This is a genomic window from Polynucleobacter sp. JS-Safj-400b-B2 (assembly GCF_018881975.1).
In the GTDB taxonomy this organism is placed as follows: domain Bacteria; phylum Pseudomonadota; class Gammaproteobacteria; order Burkholderiales; family Burkholderiaceae; genus Polynucleobacter.
On the sequence record NZ_JACVPJ010000017.1, the window covers coordinates 20,854 to 38,726 of the forward strand.

The window sequence follows — 17,873 nt, forward strand, 5'->3', positions numbered from 1 at the left end:
TCTCTAGGAGGTAAACCCTTGCTTTGGGAGGCTAATTTAAGACTTGCTAATCGTCGCAACCACAGGGGCATGATCCGATGGCTGCTCCCAGGCTCTAGGCCCCTTATCCACTATGCTGGCGTTGCATTGCTCTTTAAGTGGCTCGCTGAGTAGGATATGGTCGATACGCATTCCAGCATTTCTTCTGAAACCCATCATGCGGTAATCCCACCAACTAAAGGTTTTAGGCGCTTGTTCAAATATTCTGAATGAATCTGTTAATCCAAGCTTGATGAGCTCTTGAAATGCTTCACGCTCTGGTGGAGAGACTAAGTTTTGCCCTTCCCACGCTTTAGGATCATGAACATCTTCATCGGCAGGCGCAATATTGAAGTCTCCCAAGAGTGCTAATCGCTGGTTCTGTTGGAGCTCATCTGTTAACCAAGTTTGTAATGCATTCAACCAACCCAGTTTGTATTGAAATTTATCGCTGTCAGGCGATTGCCCATTCGGAAAATATGCTGAAATCAATCTCATCGGCTGCATTCCCGCAAAGGGAATCGTTGCAGCTAAGATGCGCTGCTGATCATCCTCGTAGTTTGGGATATTTCTGATGGGCTTTAGAAAGCTGGTTGCTGTATCAGAGGCAATGGGTGCTAGGGCTGCCTTTCGCACAATGATGGCAACACCGTTATAGGTCTTTTGCCCTGCAGCCAGACTGAGATAACCAGCATCCTCCAATTCTTTATGGGGATACTTATCATCCGTCAGCTTTAGCTCCTGCAAGCAGAGCGCATCAATTGGCTGCTTCTTTTTTTCCTGATCTTGTAACCAGCGCAGAACATGCGGAAGGCGAACTTTTAAGGAGTTCACATTCCACGCCGCTATTCGAACAAAATCAGTCATCAATACCTAACTCTTGCAGTTTGCGGGTAATCGTATTGCGCCCAATGCCAAGGCGTTGTGCGGCCTCTACTCTTCTACCGCGCGTCACCTCTAGCGCCGCTTGTAATACTGCTTTTTCAAAGCGCGCAGTCAAGGCATCAAAAACCTCTTTATCACCATCTTGCAACATCTTGACAGCAAGACGTCCTAAGCCGCTCTCCCAGTCCCCTGAGGCAACTTTGGTAGCAATAGGATTGCTTGGTGATGACTCACCATGAATAATGACGGGTTGCTCACTGGTCTCGATAACGATATCAGTCGGCAGATCGCTAACGCCAATCACATTTGCAGGGGTCATGACGGTTAACCAGTGACACAAGTTCTCTAACTGACGTACGTTCCCAGGAAATGGCATCGCACTGATTTCTTTTAAGACTTCGTCAGACAATTTTTTAGGTTCGACGCCTAAAGATTTCGCGCAAGTCAGCATGAAATGTCTGGCCAACATTGAAATGTCCTCGCTACGCTCACGCAACGAAGGCATACGCAAGCGAATCACATTCAAACGATGCAATAAGTCTTCACGGAAGAATCCAGCCGCCACTCTAGCATCAAGGTTTTGATGAGTCGAGGCAATAATGCGGACGTTTGCCTTGATCGGGTCTTGACCGCCGATGCGATAGAAATGTCCATCAGTCAGAACGCGAAGTAAACGGGTTTGCAGATCAAATGGTAGATCGCCTACTTCACCAAGAAATAAAGTGCCGCCGTCAGCTTGCTCAAAGCGGCCGCGACGAAGCGTCTGGGCACCCGGGAAAGCGCCACGCTCATGACCAAATAGCTCAGACTCCAATAAATCTTTAGGTACAGCAGAAGTACTTAAGGAAACGAATGGGCCTTTTGCGCAAGGGCTGTGTTTATGTAGCGCATGAGCAACCATCTCTTTACCGGTACCAGACTCACCCGTAATAAGGACTGTGGCGTTAGATTGCGCTAAGCGGCCAATGGCACGGAAGATCTCCTGCATTGCTGGTGCTTGACCAATAATCTCGGTAACGTCTTGCCTCCAGGCGCTTAGATCTTTTGCACCAGAGTCATTGCGAATGCCCTGCTCTACCGCGCGACGGATTAACTCAATCGCTTTTTCTACATCAAAAGGCTTAGTGAGATATTCAAAGGCACCACCTTGGAAGGAGGAGACTGCAGAATCCAAATCAGAGTAAGCAGTCATGATGATGACTGGCAAATTCGGATGGCTCGCCTTGACGTGCTGCAACAAATTCAAACCATTACCACGTGGCATGCGGATGTCTGAAATCAACACCTGAGGAGCTTCTTTTTCTAAAGCATTTAGTACGTCATTTGGATTAGAAAAGCTCTTATGCGGAATGTTCTCGCGCGCCAATGCTTTTTCTAAGACCCAACGAATGGATTGATCATCGTCAACGATCCAAATTGGTTTCATGATGGTTTCTCCTGCCTACGGTATGGAATTTGAATATGAAAATCGGTTCGCCCAGGTCGGCTATTGCAAGCAATAAATCCCTGGTGCTGCTGAACAAAGGTTTGTGCTAAGGTGAGGCCAAGGCCACTACCGCCTTCTCTGCCCGAAACTAACGGGAAGAAGATGCGCTCAATAATTTCTTCTGGAATGCCAGGGCCGTTATCAATCACATGCAAGTCCATCGCCAACTTATAGCGATGCTTTGCAATCGTGACTGAACGCGCCACACGGGTCTTTAACTCGATTTGCGCAACACCACTGCGAATCTCTTCTGAAAGCGCTTGTGCTGCGTTATGAACAATATTTAAGGTTGCTTGAATCAACTGCTCTCGGTCCCCCAATACATCAGGCAGACTAGTATCGTAGTTGCGAATAATTCTCAGACCTTTTGGGAACTCCGCCAAGACAAGACTTCGCACACGCTCTAAGGCTTCATGCACGCTGAAGGACTCCATCACATGCGCCTTACGATGTGGCGCTAAGAGACGATCCACTAAAGTCTGGAGGCGATCAGATTCCTTAATGATGACCTGAGTGTATTCACGCAAGCCTTTATCAGGCAATTCAAACTCTAATAGCTGAGCTGCTCCACGAATACCACCCAATGGATTTTTAATCTCATGCGCTAAATTACGCATCAACTGCTTATTTGCCTCAACTTGTTGTGTCACGCGTTCATCGCGCTCACTACGCAGTTGTTGATCAATCGGAAACCACTCCATCAGGATGAGGTTAGGGTCTTCTAAAGCTGCGACGACTACATGCGCAGGAATGGAAGCTTGATGGATGCTTCCTGGCAAGGAATGCAAAATCATTTCTTGGCGTTGCGCTAGAACATGTCCCAGCCTCACCTCAGAAATCATGTCATTTAACGCGATGTTATCGCCAAACAAATTGTGCACAGCTTGACCCTCAAGTGATTTACGCGAAAGATCTAGCGCTGACTCAGCAGCCGGGTTCACGTACACCAATTGTTGGTTCTCAGCCTCAAATACCACGATGGCATTGGGCATCTGATCAAGCAATGTCGGAAAAAAAGGAGCAGCCGAAGCTGCTCCCTTGAACGAATTGCGCAACAGACCTGCGCTCAAGTTCTCTCCTTCGCTTACAGGGAGTAGTACATATCAAATTCGATTGGATGAGTAGTCATACGGAAACGTGTGACATCTTCCATCTTCAAATTGATATATGCATCAATCATGGACTCAGTAAATACACCGCCGCGAGTCAAGAACTCGTGATCTTTCTTCAATGCATCCAATGCCTCTTCCAAGCTTGCACAAACGGTTGGGATCTTTGCATCTTCTTCTGGCGGCAAGTCATACAAGTTCTTGTCAGCAGCTTCGCCTGGGTGAATCTTGTTCTGAACACCATCCAAGCCAGCCATCATCAATGCTGAGAAGCAGAGGTACGGGTTAGCCAATGGATCTGGGAAACGAGTTTCAATACGACGACCCTTAGGATTTGGAACGTGTGGAATACGAATAGAAGCAGAACGGTTACGTGCTGAGTAAGCCAACTTCACTGGAGCCTCAAAGCCTGGAACTAAACGCTTGTATGAGTTTGTACCTGGATTAGTAATCGCATTCAATGCTTTAGCGTGCTTGATAATGCCGCCGATGTAGAACAATGCGAATTCTGACAAGCCTGCATAGCCGTTACCAGCAAATAAGTTCTCACCATTCTTCCAAATAGATTGGTGAACGTGCATACCAGATCCATTATCGCCAACTACTGGCTTAGGCATGAAAGTTGCTGTCTTACCGTAAGCATGCGCTACGTTTTGAACAACGTACTTCTGCCAGATAGTCCAGTCAGCGCGCTGTACTAATGTGCTGAACTTTGTACCCAATTCGTTTTGGCCTTGACCAGCAACTTCATGGTGATGCACTTCAACTGGAATGCCTAATGACTCAAGAATCAAACACATTTCAGAACGCATATCCTGGAATGTATCTACAGGAGCAACCGGGAAATACCCACCTTTTTTTCCTGGACGGTGACCAGTATTGCCGCCTTCGATTTCTGCACCTGAAGACCATGGCGCCTCTTCAGAATCAATCTTGACGAAGCAACCCTGCATGTCAGCACCCCAACGAACGCCGTCAAAAATAAAGAACTCTGGCTCTGGACCAAAGTAAGCAGCATCGCCTAAGCCAGTGCTCTTCAAATACGCTTCAGCGCGCTTAGCGATAGAACGTGGGTCACGGTCGTAACCTTTGCCATCTGCTGGTTCGATAACATCACATGTAAGAACCAAAGTTGGCTCTTCATAGAATGGGTCGATATAAGCGGCAGTTGGATCTGGTTTGAGCAACATGTCAGAAGCCTCAATACCCTTCCAGCCAGCAATAGAAGAACCGTCAAATGCATGTCCATCTTCAAACTTACTTTCATCGAATGCAGAGATAGGAACTGTCGTGTGCTGTTCTTTACCCTTTGTATCCACAAAGCGGAAATCAACGAAAGTACATTCTTTCTCTTTAACCAACTTCATCACATCAGCGACGGTCTTCGTCATGCAAATCTCCTCTATTAACTAAACTCGGAATCAAAACTTAAGGCATACACCCTTGTTTATTCCAGGCATCAAACATGCCTAATGGATGTATGTAATTTACTGAAGCAAACAAATGGGAACTCTCATTATTGCACTGTTTAAGTGCCCAAATCCCGCGTATATACACTCCAATAAGCCTATATGCACCTTTTTAGTGCAAATAGGCTTAGCTTATATCGTGGATTTCGTAGCCCAGCTCTTGAGTGCCGGTTCTGAGGGCAATCCAAGCGCTTTCCAGAAGATTGGCGTTACCTTTAATACCCAATTCAATATGACGCTGGGCATACACACCACCCTTTGTGGCATCGCCTACTGACGGCAGGCTAAAGACCTTAACGCCAGGGAAATTAGCCTCTATACGCTCCATCAAGGGGGTCAAAGTCGATTCAATACCCTTGGGCACAATAAAACTCTGCTCAGCCCAGTTCTCTTGATGAAATAGGTCTTTGTAATGCGTATCCAAGCACCAAGCCATCATCGGCGCTGCCATTACTGGAAAGCCAGGAAGAAAGTGATGTTCGCGAATGCGAAAGCCAGGAATTTGGTTATAGGGGTTCGGAATGATTTCACTGCCAATCGGAAACTCACCCATCTTGAAGCGATGCTGATTCTCGGGAGTATTTAAATCCGCCTTAATCGGATCGCCTTCCGCCATCGACTGAATGCGTCCCGCAATCAATTCTTGCGCCGTTGGATGCAATTGCGTTTTAGTACCTAATGCAAGCGCTGCGCATTGACGGGTGTGATCGTCAGGTGTTGCACCAATACCGCCAGTACTAAACACGACGTCCCCACTCGCAAAACTTTCTTTTAAGGTAGCAGTAATTTGCTCAGGATCATCAGCAACATATTTAGCCCAAGCCAGGGTGAGTCCACGCTCATTGAGTAACTCAATGAGTTTACTCATGTGTTTGTCTTGGCGGCGTCCTGACAATATTTCGTCGCCAATCACAATCAAACCAAAGCGCCTGGCCGCAGTTGGCGTGTCTACTGGTTCGTCTATTTCAACTTTTTTCATTTTATCTACCATCTCATTAGCCATCACATTAACTGTGATGCGGAAGTTCCATATCAACAACACGTGATTGCACCGTTAAGGCTTGATTTAATTCCTCTTCCCGCAGCTGCTTGAGGGCATCCAATAAGAAGTAGCTAAACCATAAAGCTGCAAACACGAAAATCAAAGAATAAATCCAGAGCGCGATAAAACTCACAATCGGAAATAAAACCAAGGCCAGTGCAGAGGTTGCCCAAAAGAATGTAGGTACTGCACCCAACATTCCCGAGGCAATGCCCATGCAGAGTAAAGGCCAGCGATATTTTTCAAGCAGAAGATCACGCTCCTCTGCGCTGGCATGTTTAGCGAGAACGTCGTACGACATGAGGCGCATTGTTAGCCACCCCCAAAGGAGCGGAGGCAATACAGCTACCAATGGTGGCACCCACCAAACTGGTAAGGTCAACATCACTAAAGCCAAACAAATCAGCGCTGACCATAGGCTATATACCAAGCTGCCAAAGAAACCTCCGCCTTGCTTGCATTCCAAATCATGGAATTGGGATTGTCTAGAGGCAATCTTGACAATCGAGGGTACTGTTGAAAAAGCAACAAACACCAGCAAGCTAATCGTGATTAAAGGAATGATCAACATCACAAAAAATAATGGTGCGATCCATGCTCTAGCGTTTTCAAAGCCAGCCCAAATGAGGCCTTCCTGTATCCAGCTAGTAAAAATAGAAGTCGTCAGAAAAACACTCAATGCCTCAAGTGCTGGCGTCCAAGTTAACCAAATCAGCACGCCCCATAACACTGAGACGATCAAAAATGGTCGCAGGCTCAGCCATAACATCCGTGGATGCATAGTTCCAACCAAAGCCATTCCAAATGATTTAAATAATTGCGGTAATCCGACCATACAACTCCTATTGCCTGCAGACTTGCAATCTACTTAGGCTTGAATTCTTTCACGGCACGTACTAAACCTTGCCATTGCTGAGTAAGGATATTTTGTGAAACCGTTAAATTCCTTACTCCCGTAGGATAGACCTCTTTAGGAAAAATAGCGGTTCGGAAAGCCATATCCCACCACGGAAACAAAATGCCAAAGTTACAGCCACCTAAAACGCCAGGCTTGCCCTTAGCTTCATGGCCATAACCCACCGCATGATGCATGCGATGAAACATCGGAGAAATTAGGAAGTATTTAGCAGGCCCAAGATGAACTTTGATATTGGCATGCTGCCAGCTTTGAATAAATTGGCTAAGCGCAATTAGCATGATGAATTGGCCAGGAGATACACCAAACAAGAGCGCAAAGAACGCCATGAAGGTGGCGCGCATGATGTCGTCCAGAATGTGATTGCGGTTATCAGACCAAGCAGTCATTACGGTTTGACTGTGATGTAAGGAGTGAAGTTGCCACCACCAGTTAAATGCATGTGAGGCGCGATGGTAAAGATAATCCACAAAATCCAATAGCACCAAGTAGATCAAAAAGCTCACCGCTGGGATTGAACTTATCCCAGGCCACCATGATTCAACATTCAATCGATCGAAACGGAAGTCATGCAAGATCGAATCGATCTCAAAGAAGAAGCCAGACAGAGCAATAAAAATAATGCCATGAAAAATACCTAGGCGATGAAACAAGGTATAGAAAACATCCGCTTTACTTGTGCTTGCAAAGCGCTCTTGCTTTTCCGCTGGATCAAGCTTTTCCCAAGTTCTTAATACAACAATGATTAAGAAAATTTGAATACAGCCAAACAAGAACCAATCAACCCCATCAAATACATCCTCGGCCCAAGACATTAAATCCAATTGATACAGAATCGGACCCACCACATTAGAAAAAATAAATTCCTGAACGCTTGCATAGGCGTTTGAAACTAAAGAGGTGAAGTTATTTAAGTCCATGCCTTATTTTGAAGGATTTACTGTATTTTTGGGCAGCAAGCCAAAGCAGAAGCCGCGCCCTTTCAGGTTCACAATAAGTTGTTCCAAAACGGCTGGCGCCCATGGGTCTTTTCTAGACCAAATACCTAAGTGAGCCATGGTGATGTCTCCATCCTTTAGGCTTCTAGTTGCTTTATCCAAAAGACCGCTATTGGGATGTTTGTCTGAATTCAACTCATCTCCTAAGAAGCCGGCAGGAGCCCAGCCAATATGCTGATAGCCGCACATATCACCCATCCGAATCAAGGTAGGTGAAGTTTTGCCGCCAGGAGCGCGCCAGATTTTCTGTAGTGGCTGATTTGTCATTTCTTGGAAGCGCTGGTCAACCCGACGAATCTGCTTACACATTGTTGCTTCGTTATACAAAACGATTTCTCCAGCCTTTGGACCAAATTGTGGCTTCTCAAAAACCTGCCCTTTAGGGCCATCCTTCACGAAGTAATCATGGTCATAGGTATGGCTACCAAAGTGATTGCCTTCCTTTGACAATTGTTGCCAAAAGGGTTTCCAAGAATCATCCAAAGCAAAGTCGCCACGAAAGGTTTTTTCATTGGCCGGAAAAAAAGTGGCTTTCACATTTTGACGCTTGAGAATCTCAGCAACTTTTTCCGCTACAGACATATTGCCTGTATCAAAGGTAAGGTAAACAGTCTTGCTACATTCGGCTTGAGCAATTGCGCACAATGAAAAACAGCTGAGCAAGAGCGCGGCTGCGGAACGGGTAAATGCGATACGAATAAATGCGTTAAGAGTGATGCGCTTCATAGTGATGTTTACTCCCATCCAGCCCTTGGAGTAAAGAACACGCCATGGGGAGATTTGCCAACAGGGATAAGGGTTGCCAACTTCATCGTTGGAATATCGATTACCCCAACCTTTTTAGAGAAGCGGAAAGTGACCCACATGGTTTTACCATCAGGGGTGATTTCCATATCGTCTGGACCGGCTGGCAGCCCAGTGATATCACCAACCTTCTCCAGGGTTTGCATATTGAGCAAGCTAATCGTAGAAGCAATGCGATTGCTCACGAAAACGTGCTTTTTATCACCTAAAGGACGGAAATTATGAGCGCCCTTGCCTGTCGTTATCCGCTTTACTTCTTTGCGCGTTTTCCAATCAATCACCTGAACATAGTCATCACCAGTAATGCCAACCAAGAGATATTGATCGCCAGGCGTCATCCACAAACCAGCAGGAACTTTTCCTGTAGGTATTGTCCACAATACGTTTTGGGTTTCTAGATCAATTGCGGCAAGCTCATTGGAATCTTGCAAAGTGATAAATGCTATTTTGCTGTCAGATGTGAAAGCAATATGGCTTGGTGTCTTAGCTAACTTCACAGTCTTAGCCAATTTGAGATTAGCGCCATCCGCGGCATAAATATCTACGCGATCTAAGCGATTGCCGTTTGCTACAAACCATTTGTGGTTTGGTGAGTATCCAATTTGGTAGGGGTCAATAATGTTGGGTATCTTGCCAGTCAACTCTCCAGTCGTTGGATTCATCATGACCACATCATTGCCTGCGGCATTAGCAATTAAAAGTGTTTTTTGGTCAGGGGTAATCATCAAGTGATGAGGCTCCTTGCCAACGGGAACTGTTTTAATAACCTCACGAGCGTTCATATCAATGAGGCTTACAGATGCAGATCCAGAATTCAGAATGACAGCAATCTTAGGTTGATTTGCAGAGCTTGCAGGCGCTGGGGTATTGCTAGGCTGAGCCAAAGCGTATTGATTGGCCAACAGCAGGCCCAATAAAACGGAGGTCGCAAGAACGCGAAAACCTCTAATCTTGATAAATTTGTGCATACCCCCATTGTAAGCAATTGGGGAGGTTTAATAGGCCTCTCAATCCAATGGATATCGGTATAGATTTGACCTAGCGCAAGCTTGCCAAAACCTTTTCAAGGCGCTTTAAGGACATCGGGGTGGGTGTTTTGAGCTCTTGAGCATATAAAGCCACCCTCAACTCCTCTAACTGCCAACGGAAATCCGTTAAGGCTTGATCTTCGGACATTGCATAGGAAGCAGCACCCTTAGCACCTTGCATGAGCTTTTGCCACGGACGCGCAACCGATTCCCAGTCCTTTTGGAGTTGAGCATCACGACTCGGGTTAGAACGCAATTTATCGATCCGCATTGCAATTGCTTTTAAGTACCGAGGCACATGCACTAGCTGGGAGTACGGTATGTCGGCAACGAACTTCGCAAATATCAACCCTTGCATCTGCGCCTGAATATCGGCATAGGCAGTCGGTGAGGCGGCTTTTGCGCTGGCTACTTTTTTCTGCAAATCGGCATGGGCTTGTAATGCATTTAAGGCATGTCGAGAGATCTCTTGCGCGATGAGTGCTAATCTTGGTTTACCAGCTTGTAATCGCTCTGCAAATTGCTCGGCATTGACTGGAAGTGGTTCAGCCATAAATGCACGCTCAAGAGCAATATTCAGAATCTGCTCTATCAAGCCCTCTACTGAGCCCACATTAATGAATAGCAAACCCAATTCACGAATACCAGGTAATTGTTTTTGCAAAGCCTTAATCGTGTCTTTATTACTTAAAGCAAATAAGCGACGCAATCCTAAAGCATGCTGCTTACGGGCTTCCTCTAAATCATCAAATACCTCAAGATCACAATAGTCAACACGATCAACCAAGGCGGGATATCCAAATAAGGTTTTATTACCCTTTTGAATCTCCAAAGTTTCTGGTAACTCACCGAACTCCCAGGAGCGGTAACCGCCCTGCTCGACCTTGCGAGTCGCATCAGCGGTATTTGTATTTCCATGTGAATCCGATTTAGATCTCTCACCAACTGGTGGCTCAACCCCCAACTCGACCTGAGCAGTCTCTTGAGCAATTGCTTGAAAGGCATCACGAGCAGTCTGCCCATACTCTGAACGTAAGCGAGCTAGGTTACGCTCTACCTCAAGCTGACGCCCATGCTCATCAATCAAGCGGAAGTTCATAGATGAATGTAAAGGCAAGGCCTCAGGTCTGAAATCTGTGCGCTTAATCTCGAGACCGCGTTCCTTACGAATATCGCTAATCAAGCTATCTAAAAAGTCACCAATTCCAAATTGCTTCTCTTCTAACTTTCGCTCGAGGAAAGACTTTGCATAGTCTGGTAAGGGTACACAATGGCGTCTGAGTTTTTGCGGCAAGGATTTCAGGAGCAAAAGCACCTTCTCTTCGCACATACCAGGAACCAGCCATTCACAACGGCGTCCATCTACTTGATTGAGCTGAGTCAAGGGCACAACCAGAGTCACCCCATCCTTCGGACTGCCGGGCTCGAAGTGGTACGTTAGGCTCAGCTGTGCACCACCGACCAACATCGTTTTTGGATAGCGATCTACGGTAATGCCTGCCGCCTCATGGCGCATTAAGTCGGCCTTTTCTAGGCGAAGTTGGCCATCTAGATCCTTATCTTTATCCTTATCTTTATCTTTATTTTTCGCTAGCCATGCCTTGAGGCTTTCTCGACTGCGAACCTCTTTCGGTATGCGAGAGTCATAAAAAGCAAATAGCAACTCATCATCCACCAACACATCCGGTCGACGTGAACGATGCTCTAAGGCTTCTATTTCTTTAATCAGGCGGCGGTTATGCCAAAAGAATCCAAACATATTGGGGTATTTCTTTTTGGCATCGGTTTCTGTTTCGCGTTGAAGCGCAGGCGTATCCATGCGCCCAAACATTTCTTCCTGAACCAAGGCTTGGCGAATAAATAGCTCTCTTGTTTCATCGGGATTGTGTGGCTCGTAACGAACTCGACGACCATGGTAAATCGGCAAGCCGTACAAAGTGCCCCGCTCAAATGCCATAACCTCACCCTGACGGTTATCCCAGAATGGATCGCTCAAGGATGTGATCAAGCGATGTGCGGCAACGCGCTCTACCCATTGCGGCTCGATCTTAGCGATCGTTCTGGCATACATACGGTTGGTTTCTTGCAGTTCACCAGCCAAAATCCAAGCACCTGCCTTTTTACCGATAGTAGAACCTGGCCAGATGAATGGACGAATACCGCGAGCCCCAACGTAACCACCCGTCTTACTATTGCGATCTTGGGATTTTTCATCCTCTTCTTTTTTAGCTACATATCCCAGCAGACCCGTTAATAAAGAGAGATGCACTTCTTCATAGGTTGCGGGTATGCCATTTTCTTTCCAACCCTTTTCGCCGAGCATGGTATGTAATTGACCATGCACATCGCGCCACTCACGTAAACGACGCGGTGACAGAAATTTACTCTTACACAGATTCTCAAGCTGACGATTGCTGCTCTTATGCTTTAAAGCATCTTGATACCAATTCCAGAGTTTTACAAAACTAAGGAACTCAGAGCGCTCATCCGCAAACTGCAGATGCGCTTGATCGGCAGCAGCAGCTTGATCCATGGGTCGATCGCGTGGATCTTGTGTGGCCAAAGCAGAAGCAATGATGGTGACTTCTTTTAGAGCATTCTGTTCTTTAGCTGCTAGCAGCATTCTGCCTATGCGTGGGTCAAGAGGTAAGTCTGCTAGTTGCTTACCAGTCGCAGTGAGTTTGAAGCTGTTGTTGATGTCCTTACCGATATCCTTACCATCTGCAGGCTCCGATTCATCAAATTCAATTGCACCCAATTCATCTAAAAGTTGTACACCATCTGCAATCGCTCTACCCAAGGGCTTATCAATGAAGGGGAAATGCTGGATCTTGGGCAAGCGTAAGGAACTCATCCGCAAGAGCACCGCAGCTAAGGAGCTGCGTAGTATTTCGGGGTCTGTAAATTTAGGACGGCCTTGATAATCTTGCTCGCTGTACAAGCGCACACAAATACCATCCGATACACGACCGCAACGCCCCGCCCTTTGATTAGCAGCTGCTTGGGAAATCGGTTCAATCTGAAGCTGCTCTACTTTATTGCGGTAGGAATAGCGTTTAACTCTCGCTAAGCCACTATCAATGACATAACGAATGTTCGGCACTGTTAAGGAGGTCTCTGCAACGTTGGTTGTCAGAATGATGCGTCGCCCATTGCCTGGACTAAATACCCTCTCTTGCTCAGCCACTGATTGGCGTGCAAACAAACTGAGGATTTCTGGATGAAAACGTTGCTGGAGGACATGGTCCTTGCGTAATGCTTCAGCGCAATCGCGTATCTCGCGCTCGCCAGGCAAGAACACCAATACATCACCAGCACCAGCAGCGCCTTCGCGCCATAGACTCGCAATCTCCTCAGTTACTGCATCCGGAATTTCCTTTGCAGTCTTAGATTCTTTTTTTCCATCGGGCTTGCCATCTGACTTAACCTCAGGCTCTAGCGGTGCATAACGCTGCTCTACAGGGAACAATCTACCGCTGACTTCGATAACGGGTGCCGCCTTGCCGTTGATTGCAAAATGCTCCGCAAATCGCTGGGCATCAATCGTTGCTGAAGTAATGATCAGCTTAAGGTCTGGGCGCTTAGGAAGTAATTGCCTCAGGTACCCTAATAAGAAATCAATATTCAGACTACGTTCATGCGCTTCGTCAATGATGAGTGTGTCATAGGCGCGTAACTGCGGATCGCGCTGCGTCTCCGCCAGCAAGATGCCGTCGGTCATCAACTTGATGGAAGCGGTATGACTAGACTTGTCAGCAAAGCGTACTTGGTAGCCCACATCTTGACCAATGGGTGAGCCTAACTCTTGGGCAATTCTCTTGGCGGTGGCAGTTGCTGCAATTCGGCGGGGCTGAGTATGGCCAATCAGCTTGCCACCATTAATCGTGCCCCGCCCCAGATCCAAGCAGATCTTCGGCAGCTGGGTAGTCTTACCTGAGCCTGTCTCACCGCACACAATCACCACCTGGTGGCTCTGCAAGGCATCCTTGATCAGTTGGCGCTGACCAGAGACTGGCAATTCCTCCGGAAACCGAATTTCCAACCTGCATGAGGTGTTGGAAGCAGGCACAGGCAGTGACATTGCTTTGGGTTTTTGTTGGTTTATAGGCTCTTGCACCCTATAATTTTCTCACTATGCCAACAAATGCACCGAACCAAGCCTTAATGGCCGCAGAAACGACCTCCAACTTCCCTTTCGTAGGGTGGTTGCGCGATGTTGCGCCCTACATTCATAGCTTCCGCGAGAAGACCTTTGTGATTGCCTTTGCCGGTGAACTAGTCCAAGAAATCGGTCTTGAAAATCTGATTGAAGATATCGCCATGCTCCATGCCATGGGTATGCGTATTGTCCTGGTTCACGGCATCCGCCCACAGATTGAAGAGCAGTTGATGCTCCGGAATATCAAAAGCAAGTTTGGTCAGAGCGCCATTCACAGCTACCGGATTACAGATGCAGCCGCGCTAGAGTGCGTTAAAGAAGCTGCCGGCGAATTGCGTCTTGATATTGAGGCAGCATTTAGCCGTGGGCTGCCAAACACGCCAATGGCTGGCTCACGTATTTCCGTGATCTCTGGTAACTTCATTACTGCAATGCCTATAGGTGTTGTTGAAGGTACTGATTACATTCATACCGGCCTTGTACGTAAAGTAGACTCAAGCTCCATTAGGCAGTCCTTGGATAGCAACAAAATTGTTTTGCTTTCCCCTTTAGGTTTTTCTCCAACTGGTCAGGCATTTAATCTGGCTTATGAAGATGTTGCCGCATCTACTGCCGCAGCGCTTAAAGCAGATAAGTTGATCTTCTTAAGTCCATATATCGGCTTAAAAGATGCTGAAGGTGATTTCATTACCGAGCTCTCCATGCCGCAACTGCAAGAATATATCGCGCAGAACAAAGATATGGATTTGGGCATGAAGAGTCTTCTCAATATCTCTGGTAGAGCTATACGCGCAGGTGTTAGCCGTGTTCACTTCCTGCCATGCAATCAAGATGGAGCGCTGTTAGAAGAGCTCTTTACCCATGACGGTATTGGCATGATGCTTGCGTCATCTGATATTGAGAACTTACGCGAAGCCAATCAAGACGACGTTGGTGGCATATTGCAATTGACTATGCCCCTCGAAGATGAAGGCATCTTGGCAGCTCGTGGTCAAGATGTGATTGAGCGTGATATTCAACGCTTCTCAGTCATTGAGCATGACCGCGTTCTCTTCGGTTGCGCCGCCCTTTTCCCATTTCCGAATGGCGTTGGTGAATTAGCCTGTCTTGCTGTTGATCCTGATGTTCAGGGATCTGGTGATGGCGAGCGCTTATTAAAGCGGGTTGAAATGCGCGCTAAACAAGAAGGCATTAAAAAATTATTTGTTCTCACTACTAGAACTGAGCACTGGTTCTTAAAGCGTGGCTTTAAACGGGCAACGGTCGATGATCTGCCTGAGGAAAGAAAACAAATTTATAACTGGGACCGTAAGTCCATGGTTTTAACTAAAGATCTATAAGAAATCCAAGCAACTTAAGAATTACTAGAAAGGCATTACAGATGGCACGCATGGTTCAATGTATCAAACTCAATAAAGAAGCCGAGGGAATGGATTTTGCCCCGCTTCCGGGCGAGCTAGGTAAAAAGGTTTGGAATCAAGTTTCCAAAGAGGCTTGGGCGGCTTGGTTAAAACACCAAACTATGCTGATTAATGAAAACCGCCTCAATATGGCAGATCCCCGGGCACGTCAGTACCTCTTAAAGCAAGTAGAAAAGTACTTCTTTGAAGGTGGGGCAGATATGGCGCAAGGTTACGTACCCCCTACAGACTAAGTAACTGTAGTTTGTAAAAAAGGTTTGCCGTGTTGCAGCATGTAATTTATTGAAAAATATATTTTCAATTGCTGTTGACACTGCTAACGATAAGCGTAGGATGAAGTTGTGGTGAGACAGATTGAGTGTCCCACTCACATTGGCGAAAGCCACTTAAGATAAGTGCATCTGTGCACTCATAGATGTCGGAACTAATTACCTTCCGATTATCTGCGCCATGGATACCATGGCAAACAAACCCGATGGGCATACCCCGTCGGGTTTTTTATTGCTGAAACCAATTATTAGAGTGCGATACGCTCAACTCCAGAGGCATTACTCACCAACAAGATATTTGCCTTTTCTTTAGCAAAAAGCCCAACAGTAATCACGCCAGCTATTTGATTGATCTGCGCTTCCATCTGAATAGGATTGGCAATCTTCAGACCCGCTATATCTAAGATCCAGCCTCCGTTATCGGTTACAAAAGGCTCGCTTGGGGTTTGATTGAGATCAGCCCTTGTACTCTTTGCCAAACGTAGGCTGACCTTACCACCCAATTTTTCTAACTCGCGGCTGACTACACCCTGCGAGAGCGGAATGATTTCTACTGGCAATGCAAAGTTGCCAAGCACAGCTACCTGCTTAGATGAATCGCAAATACAAATAAATTGCTTTGCCATCGAGGCGATAATTTTTTCTCGTGTAAGCGCTCCGCCGCCGCCCTTAATCATATGACCCAAAGGATCAATTTCATCTGCGCCATCTACGTATGCAGGAAGTCCTTGCACATCATTTGGACTAAGGACTTTAAAACCATGCTTTAGTAATCGTTGGGTAGTTGCGTTTGAGCTCGACACTGTTCCGGCAAAATGATCCTTATGCGGAGCAAGCGCATCAATAAAGCAGTTTGCAGTCGAGCCCGTGCCAATACCTAAAACCTGCCCGGCCGGCAATTTAAGCACTTCGTCTCTAGCTGCCTCACCTACCATTTGCTTTAATTGATCTTGATTCATATAGCTATCAAATGCCTTTATGTCATAACTGGAGCTGAGTAATTAATCCATCTATCATATGATATCTATTAGAAAACTACCTTAGAGCAGCGAGCAAGCCCATGAATATCACCCCTTCATCACTAAGCCAACTTGAGCAACTCAAGAAACTCACCACGGTTGTGGCCGATACAGGCGATTTTGAGCGCATACAGGCGTTTTTGCCGCAAGATGCGACTACCAACCCCTCACTGATTCTGAAGGCTGCCCAACAAAGCAATTATCAGGATTTGGTGAAATCAGTAAAAGCAGCGCATCCAGGCATGAGTCCTACTGACTTGGTGGATTACATCTTGGTTGCGTTTGGCTTGGAGATTTTGAAGATTGTTCCGGGTCGTGTTTCTACCGAGGTGGATGCCAGACTCTCTTTCGATACCAAAGGTACCGTATCTAAGGCTAAGCATTTAATTGCTCTTTATGAGTCTCATGGCATCGATCGCAAACGTATTTTGATTAAGCTAGCCGGCACATGGGAAGGCATTGCTGCAGCAAAAGAATTGGAGGCGCAAGGGATTCATTGCAATATGACACTGCTCTTCTCTTTAGTGCAGGCTGCAGCGTGTGGCGCAGCTAACGCAAAGCTCATCTCCCCATTTGTGGGTCGTATTACCGATTGGAATAAAGCCAAGTTAGGCACTAACTGGAGTGATAGCGCCAATGGTGGCGCAAATGACCCTGGCGTGACTTCAGTAAAGAGGATTTTTCATTACTACAAGCACTTTGGCATCTCTACTGAGATCATGGGAGCCAGCTTTCGTAATACTAGCCAGATCTTAGAGCTTGCTGGCTGCGACCTTTTAACTATTAGCCCAGAGCTATTGGCTGAACTTCAAAGCAGCAATGCGGCTGTTGAGAAAAAACTGAATACTGCTGATGCTCAAACAGCTTTACAGGCTGAAGGTATTACACCGCTAAAACTAGATGAATCTAGTTTCCGTCTGCAATTAAACAATGACGCTATGGCAACAGAGAAATTGGCTGAAGGGATTCGGAACTTCTGTGTGGATACGGAGAAGTTGGAAGCGCTACTAGCCAAGTAATTGAGATTGGGGCTACAGCTCATTAAACGCAGAGCCCTCTTGATTCCGAGGCATCATTTTAAAGCAAGGGCGGCTTTCTCCACTACCTCTGCAATGGCTGTTAACGGCCTTGGATTCAACCGGTCAACGCAACAGATTGGGCAAAACGTTCTGCCGGTGTTTGATAGTTTAGTGTCTTTCTAGGGCGCTCATTCAGTTTCCTAGCTATGGCATTAAGCTTAGCCTGTGAGT

Annotated in this window: 14 protein-coding genes and 1 pseudogene; 3 read left to right on the forward strand and 12 right to left on the reverse strand. The window is 46.5% G+C overall.

Annotation, left to right across the window (positions count from 1 at the left end; genetic code table 11):
* Positions 1 to 36 precede the first annotated feature (36 nt).
* The 10 genes from xth to hrpA all read right to left on the reverse strand — a co-directional run bounded on the left by xth (position 37) and on the right by hrpA (position 13,836).
* Entirely contained in the window at positions 37 to 885 is an 849-nt protein-coding gene (gene xth / locus ICN48_RS12435) for an exodeoxyribonuclease III (protein ID WP_216154002.1), read from the reverse strand.
* Positions 878 to 2,329 (reverse strand): nitrogen regulation protein NR(I), encoded by a 1,452-nt coding sequence (gene ntrC, locus ICN48_RS12440; RefSeq protein ID WP_216154003.1) that lies wholly within the window; start codon positions 2,327 to 2,329, stop codon positions 878 to 880. The genes xth and ntrC overlap by 8 nt, the downstream gene beginning before the upstream one ends.
* On the reverse strand, positions 2,326 to 3,447 hold the full coding sequence (gene glnL / locus ICN48_RS12445) for a nitrogen regulation protein NR(II) (protein ID WP_370624230.1): 1,122 nt from the start codon (positions 3,445 to 3,447) through the stop codon (positions 2,326 to 2,328). Before glnL ends, ntrC begins: the two co-directional genes overlap by 4 nt.
* A 26-nt stretch (positions 3,448 to 3,473) precedes the next feature.
* Entirely contained in the window at positions 3,474 to 4,889 is a 1,416-nt protein-coding gene (gene glnA, locus ICN48_RS12450; protein ID WP_216154005.1) for a type I glutamate--ammonia ligase, read from the reverse strand.
* 205 nt (positions 4,890 to 5,094) lie between these two features.
* Positions 5,095 to 5,946 (reverse strand): molybdopterin-binding protein, encoded by an 852-nt coding sequence (locus ICN48_RS12455; protein WP_216154006.1) that lies wholly within the window; start codon positions 5,944 to 5,946, stop codon positions 5,095 to 5,097.
* Positions 5,947 to 5,974: 28 nt separating this feature from the next.
* The gene (locus ICN48_RS12460) at positions 5,975 to 6,844 is read right to left on the reverse strand and encodes an EI24 domain-containing protein (protein WP_216154007.1); all 870 of its coding nucleotides are present in this window, start codon (positions 6,842 to 6,844) and stop codon (positions 5,975 to 5,977) included.
* Between the two features lie 29 nt (positions 6,845 to 6,873).
* Positions 6,874 to 7,845 carry a sterol desaturase family protein gene (locus tag ICN48_RS12465; RefSeq protein WP_216154008.1) on the reverse strand — a complete coding sequence of 324 codons (972 nt, stop codon included), beginning with the start codon at positions 7,843 to 7,845 and terminating at the stop codon, positions 6,874 to 6,876.
* 3 nt (positions 7,846 to 7,848) lie between these two features.
* A complete protein-coding gene (locus tag ICN48_RS12470; RefSeq protein ID WP_216154009.1) occupies positions 7,849 to 8,649 on the reverse strand; it encodes a polysaccharide deacetylase family protein in 801 nt (266 codons plus the stop codon).
* 8 nt (positions 8,650 to 8,657) lie between these two features.
* Entirely contained in the window at positions 8,658 to 9,695 is a 1,038-nt protein-coding gene (locus ICN48_RS12475; protein WP_216863804.1) for a cytochrome D1 domain-containing protein, read from the reverse strand.
* A 70-nt stretch (positions 9,696 to 9,765) separates the two neighbouring features.
* A complete protein-coding gene (gene hrpA, locus ICN48_RS12480; RefSeq protein ID WP_216863805.1) occupies positions 9,766 to 13,836 on the reverse strand; it encodes an ATP-dependent RNA helicase HrpA in 4,071 nt (1,356 codons plus the stop codon).
* 53 nt (positions 13,837 to 13,889) lie between these two features.
* Here hrpA and argA point away from each other — a divergent pair, with 53 nt between their 5' ends.
* Together argA and ICN48_RS12490 are read left to right on the forward strand one after the other, a co-directional pair.
* Entirely contained in the window at positions 13,890 to 15,254 is a 1,365-nt protein-coding gene (gene argA / locus ICN48_RS12485; protein WP_216154010.1) for an amino-acid N-acetyltransferase, read from the forward strand.
* Positions 15,255 to 15,295: 41 nt separating this feature from the next.
* A complete protein-coding gene (locus ICN48_RS12490) occupies positions 15,296 to 15,568 on the forward strand; it encodes an oxidative damage protection protein (protein WP_216154011.1) in 273 nt (90 codons plus the stop codon).
* Between the two features lie 284 nt (positions 15,569 to 15,852).
* Here the strand turns inward: ICN48_RS12490 and rpiA are convergent, their stop codons facing one another.
* On the reverse strand, positions 15,853 to 16,563 hold the full coding sequence (gene rpiA, locus ICN48_RS12495; protein WP_216154012.1) for a ribose-5-phosphate isomerase RpiA: 711 nt from the start codon (positions 16,561 to 16,563) through the stop codon (positions 15,853 to 15,855).
* A gap of 101 nt (positions 16,564 to 16,664) precedes the next feature.
* On the opposite strand from rpiA, the gene tal reads away from it, so the two are divergent.
* Complete coding sequence (gene tal / locus ICN48_RS12500; protein WP_216154013.1) at positions 16,665 to 17,642, forward strand: transaldolase; 978 nt, start codon at positions 16,665 to 16,667, stop codon at positions 17,640 to 17,642.
* Between the two features lie 115 nt (positions 17,643 to 17,757).
* Here the strand turns inward: tal and ICN48_RS12505 are convergent.
* A pseudogene (locus tag ICN48_RS12505) lies at positions 17,758 to 17,873 on the reverse strand (IS30 family transposase); the annotation flags it as partial.

Excerpts from the sequence above, each read along its gene's own strand:
- ICN48_RS12470 (WP_216154009.1), bottom strand. The coding sequence starts at position 8,649 with ATGAAGCGCATCACTCTTAACGCATTTATTCGTATCGCATTTACCCGT.
- ICN48_RS12465 (WP_216154008.1), bottom strand. The coding sequence starts at position 7,845 with ATGGACTTAAATAACTTCACCTCTTTAGTTTCAAACGCCTATGCAAGC.
- hrpA (WP_216863805.1), bottom strand. The coding sequence starts at position 13,836 with ATGTCACTGCCTGTGCCTGCTTCCAACACCTCATGCAGGTTGGAAATT.
- glnA (WP_216154005.1), bottom strand. The coding sequence starts at position 4,889 with ATGACGAAGACCGTCGCTGATGTGATGAAGTTGGTTAAAGAGAAAGAA.
- rpiA (WP_216154012.1), bottom strand. The coding sequence starts at position 16,563 with ATGAATCAAGATCAATTAAAGCAAATGGTAGGTGAGGCAGCTAGAGAC.
- ICN48_RS12475 (WP_216863804.1), bottom strand. The coding sequence starts at position 9,695 with ATGCACAAATTTATCAAGATTAGAGGTTTTCGCGTTCTTGCGACCTCC.
- argA (WP_216154010.1), top strand. The coding sequence starts at position 13,890 with ATGCCAACAAATGCACCGAACCAAGCCTTAATGGCCGCAGAAACGACC.
- ICN48_RS12455 (WP_216154006.1), bottom strand. The coding sequence starts at position 5,946 with ATGAAAAAAGTTGAAATAGACGAACCAGTAGACACGCCAACTGCGGCC.
- ntrC (WP_216154003.1), bottom strand. The coding sequence starts at position 2,329 with ATGAAACCAATTTGGATCGTTGACGATGATCAATCCATTCGTTGGGTC.
- ICN48_RS12460 (WP_216154007.1), bottom strand. The coding sequence starts at position 6,844 with ATGGTCGGATTACCGCAATTATTTAAATCATTTGGAATGGCTTTGGTT.
- tal (WP_216154013.1), top strand. The coding sequence starts at position 16,665 with ATGAATATCACCCCTTCATCACTAAGCCAACTTGAGCAACTCAAGAAA.
- xth (WP_216154002.1), bottom strand. The coding sequence starts at position 885 with ATGACTGATTTTGTTCGAATAGCGGCGTGGAATGTGAACTCCTTAAAA.
- ICN48_RS12490 (WP_216154011.1), top strand. The coding sequence starts at position 15,296 with ATGGCACGCATGGTTCAATGTATCAAACTCAATAAAGAAGCCGAGGGA.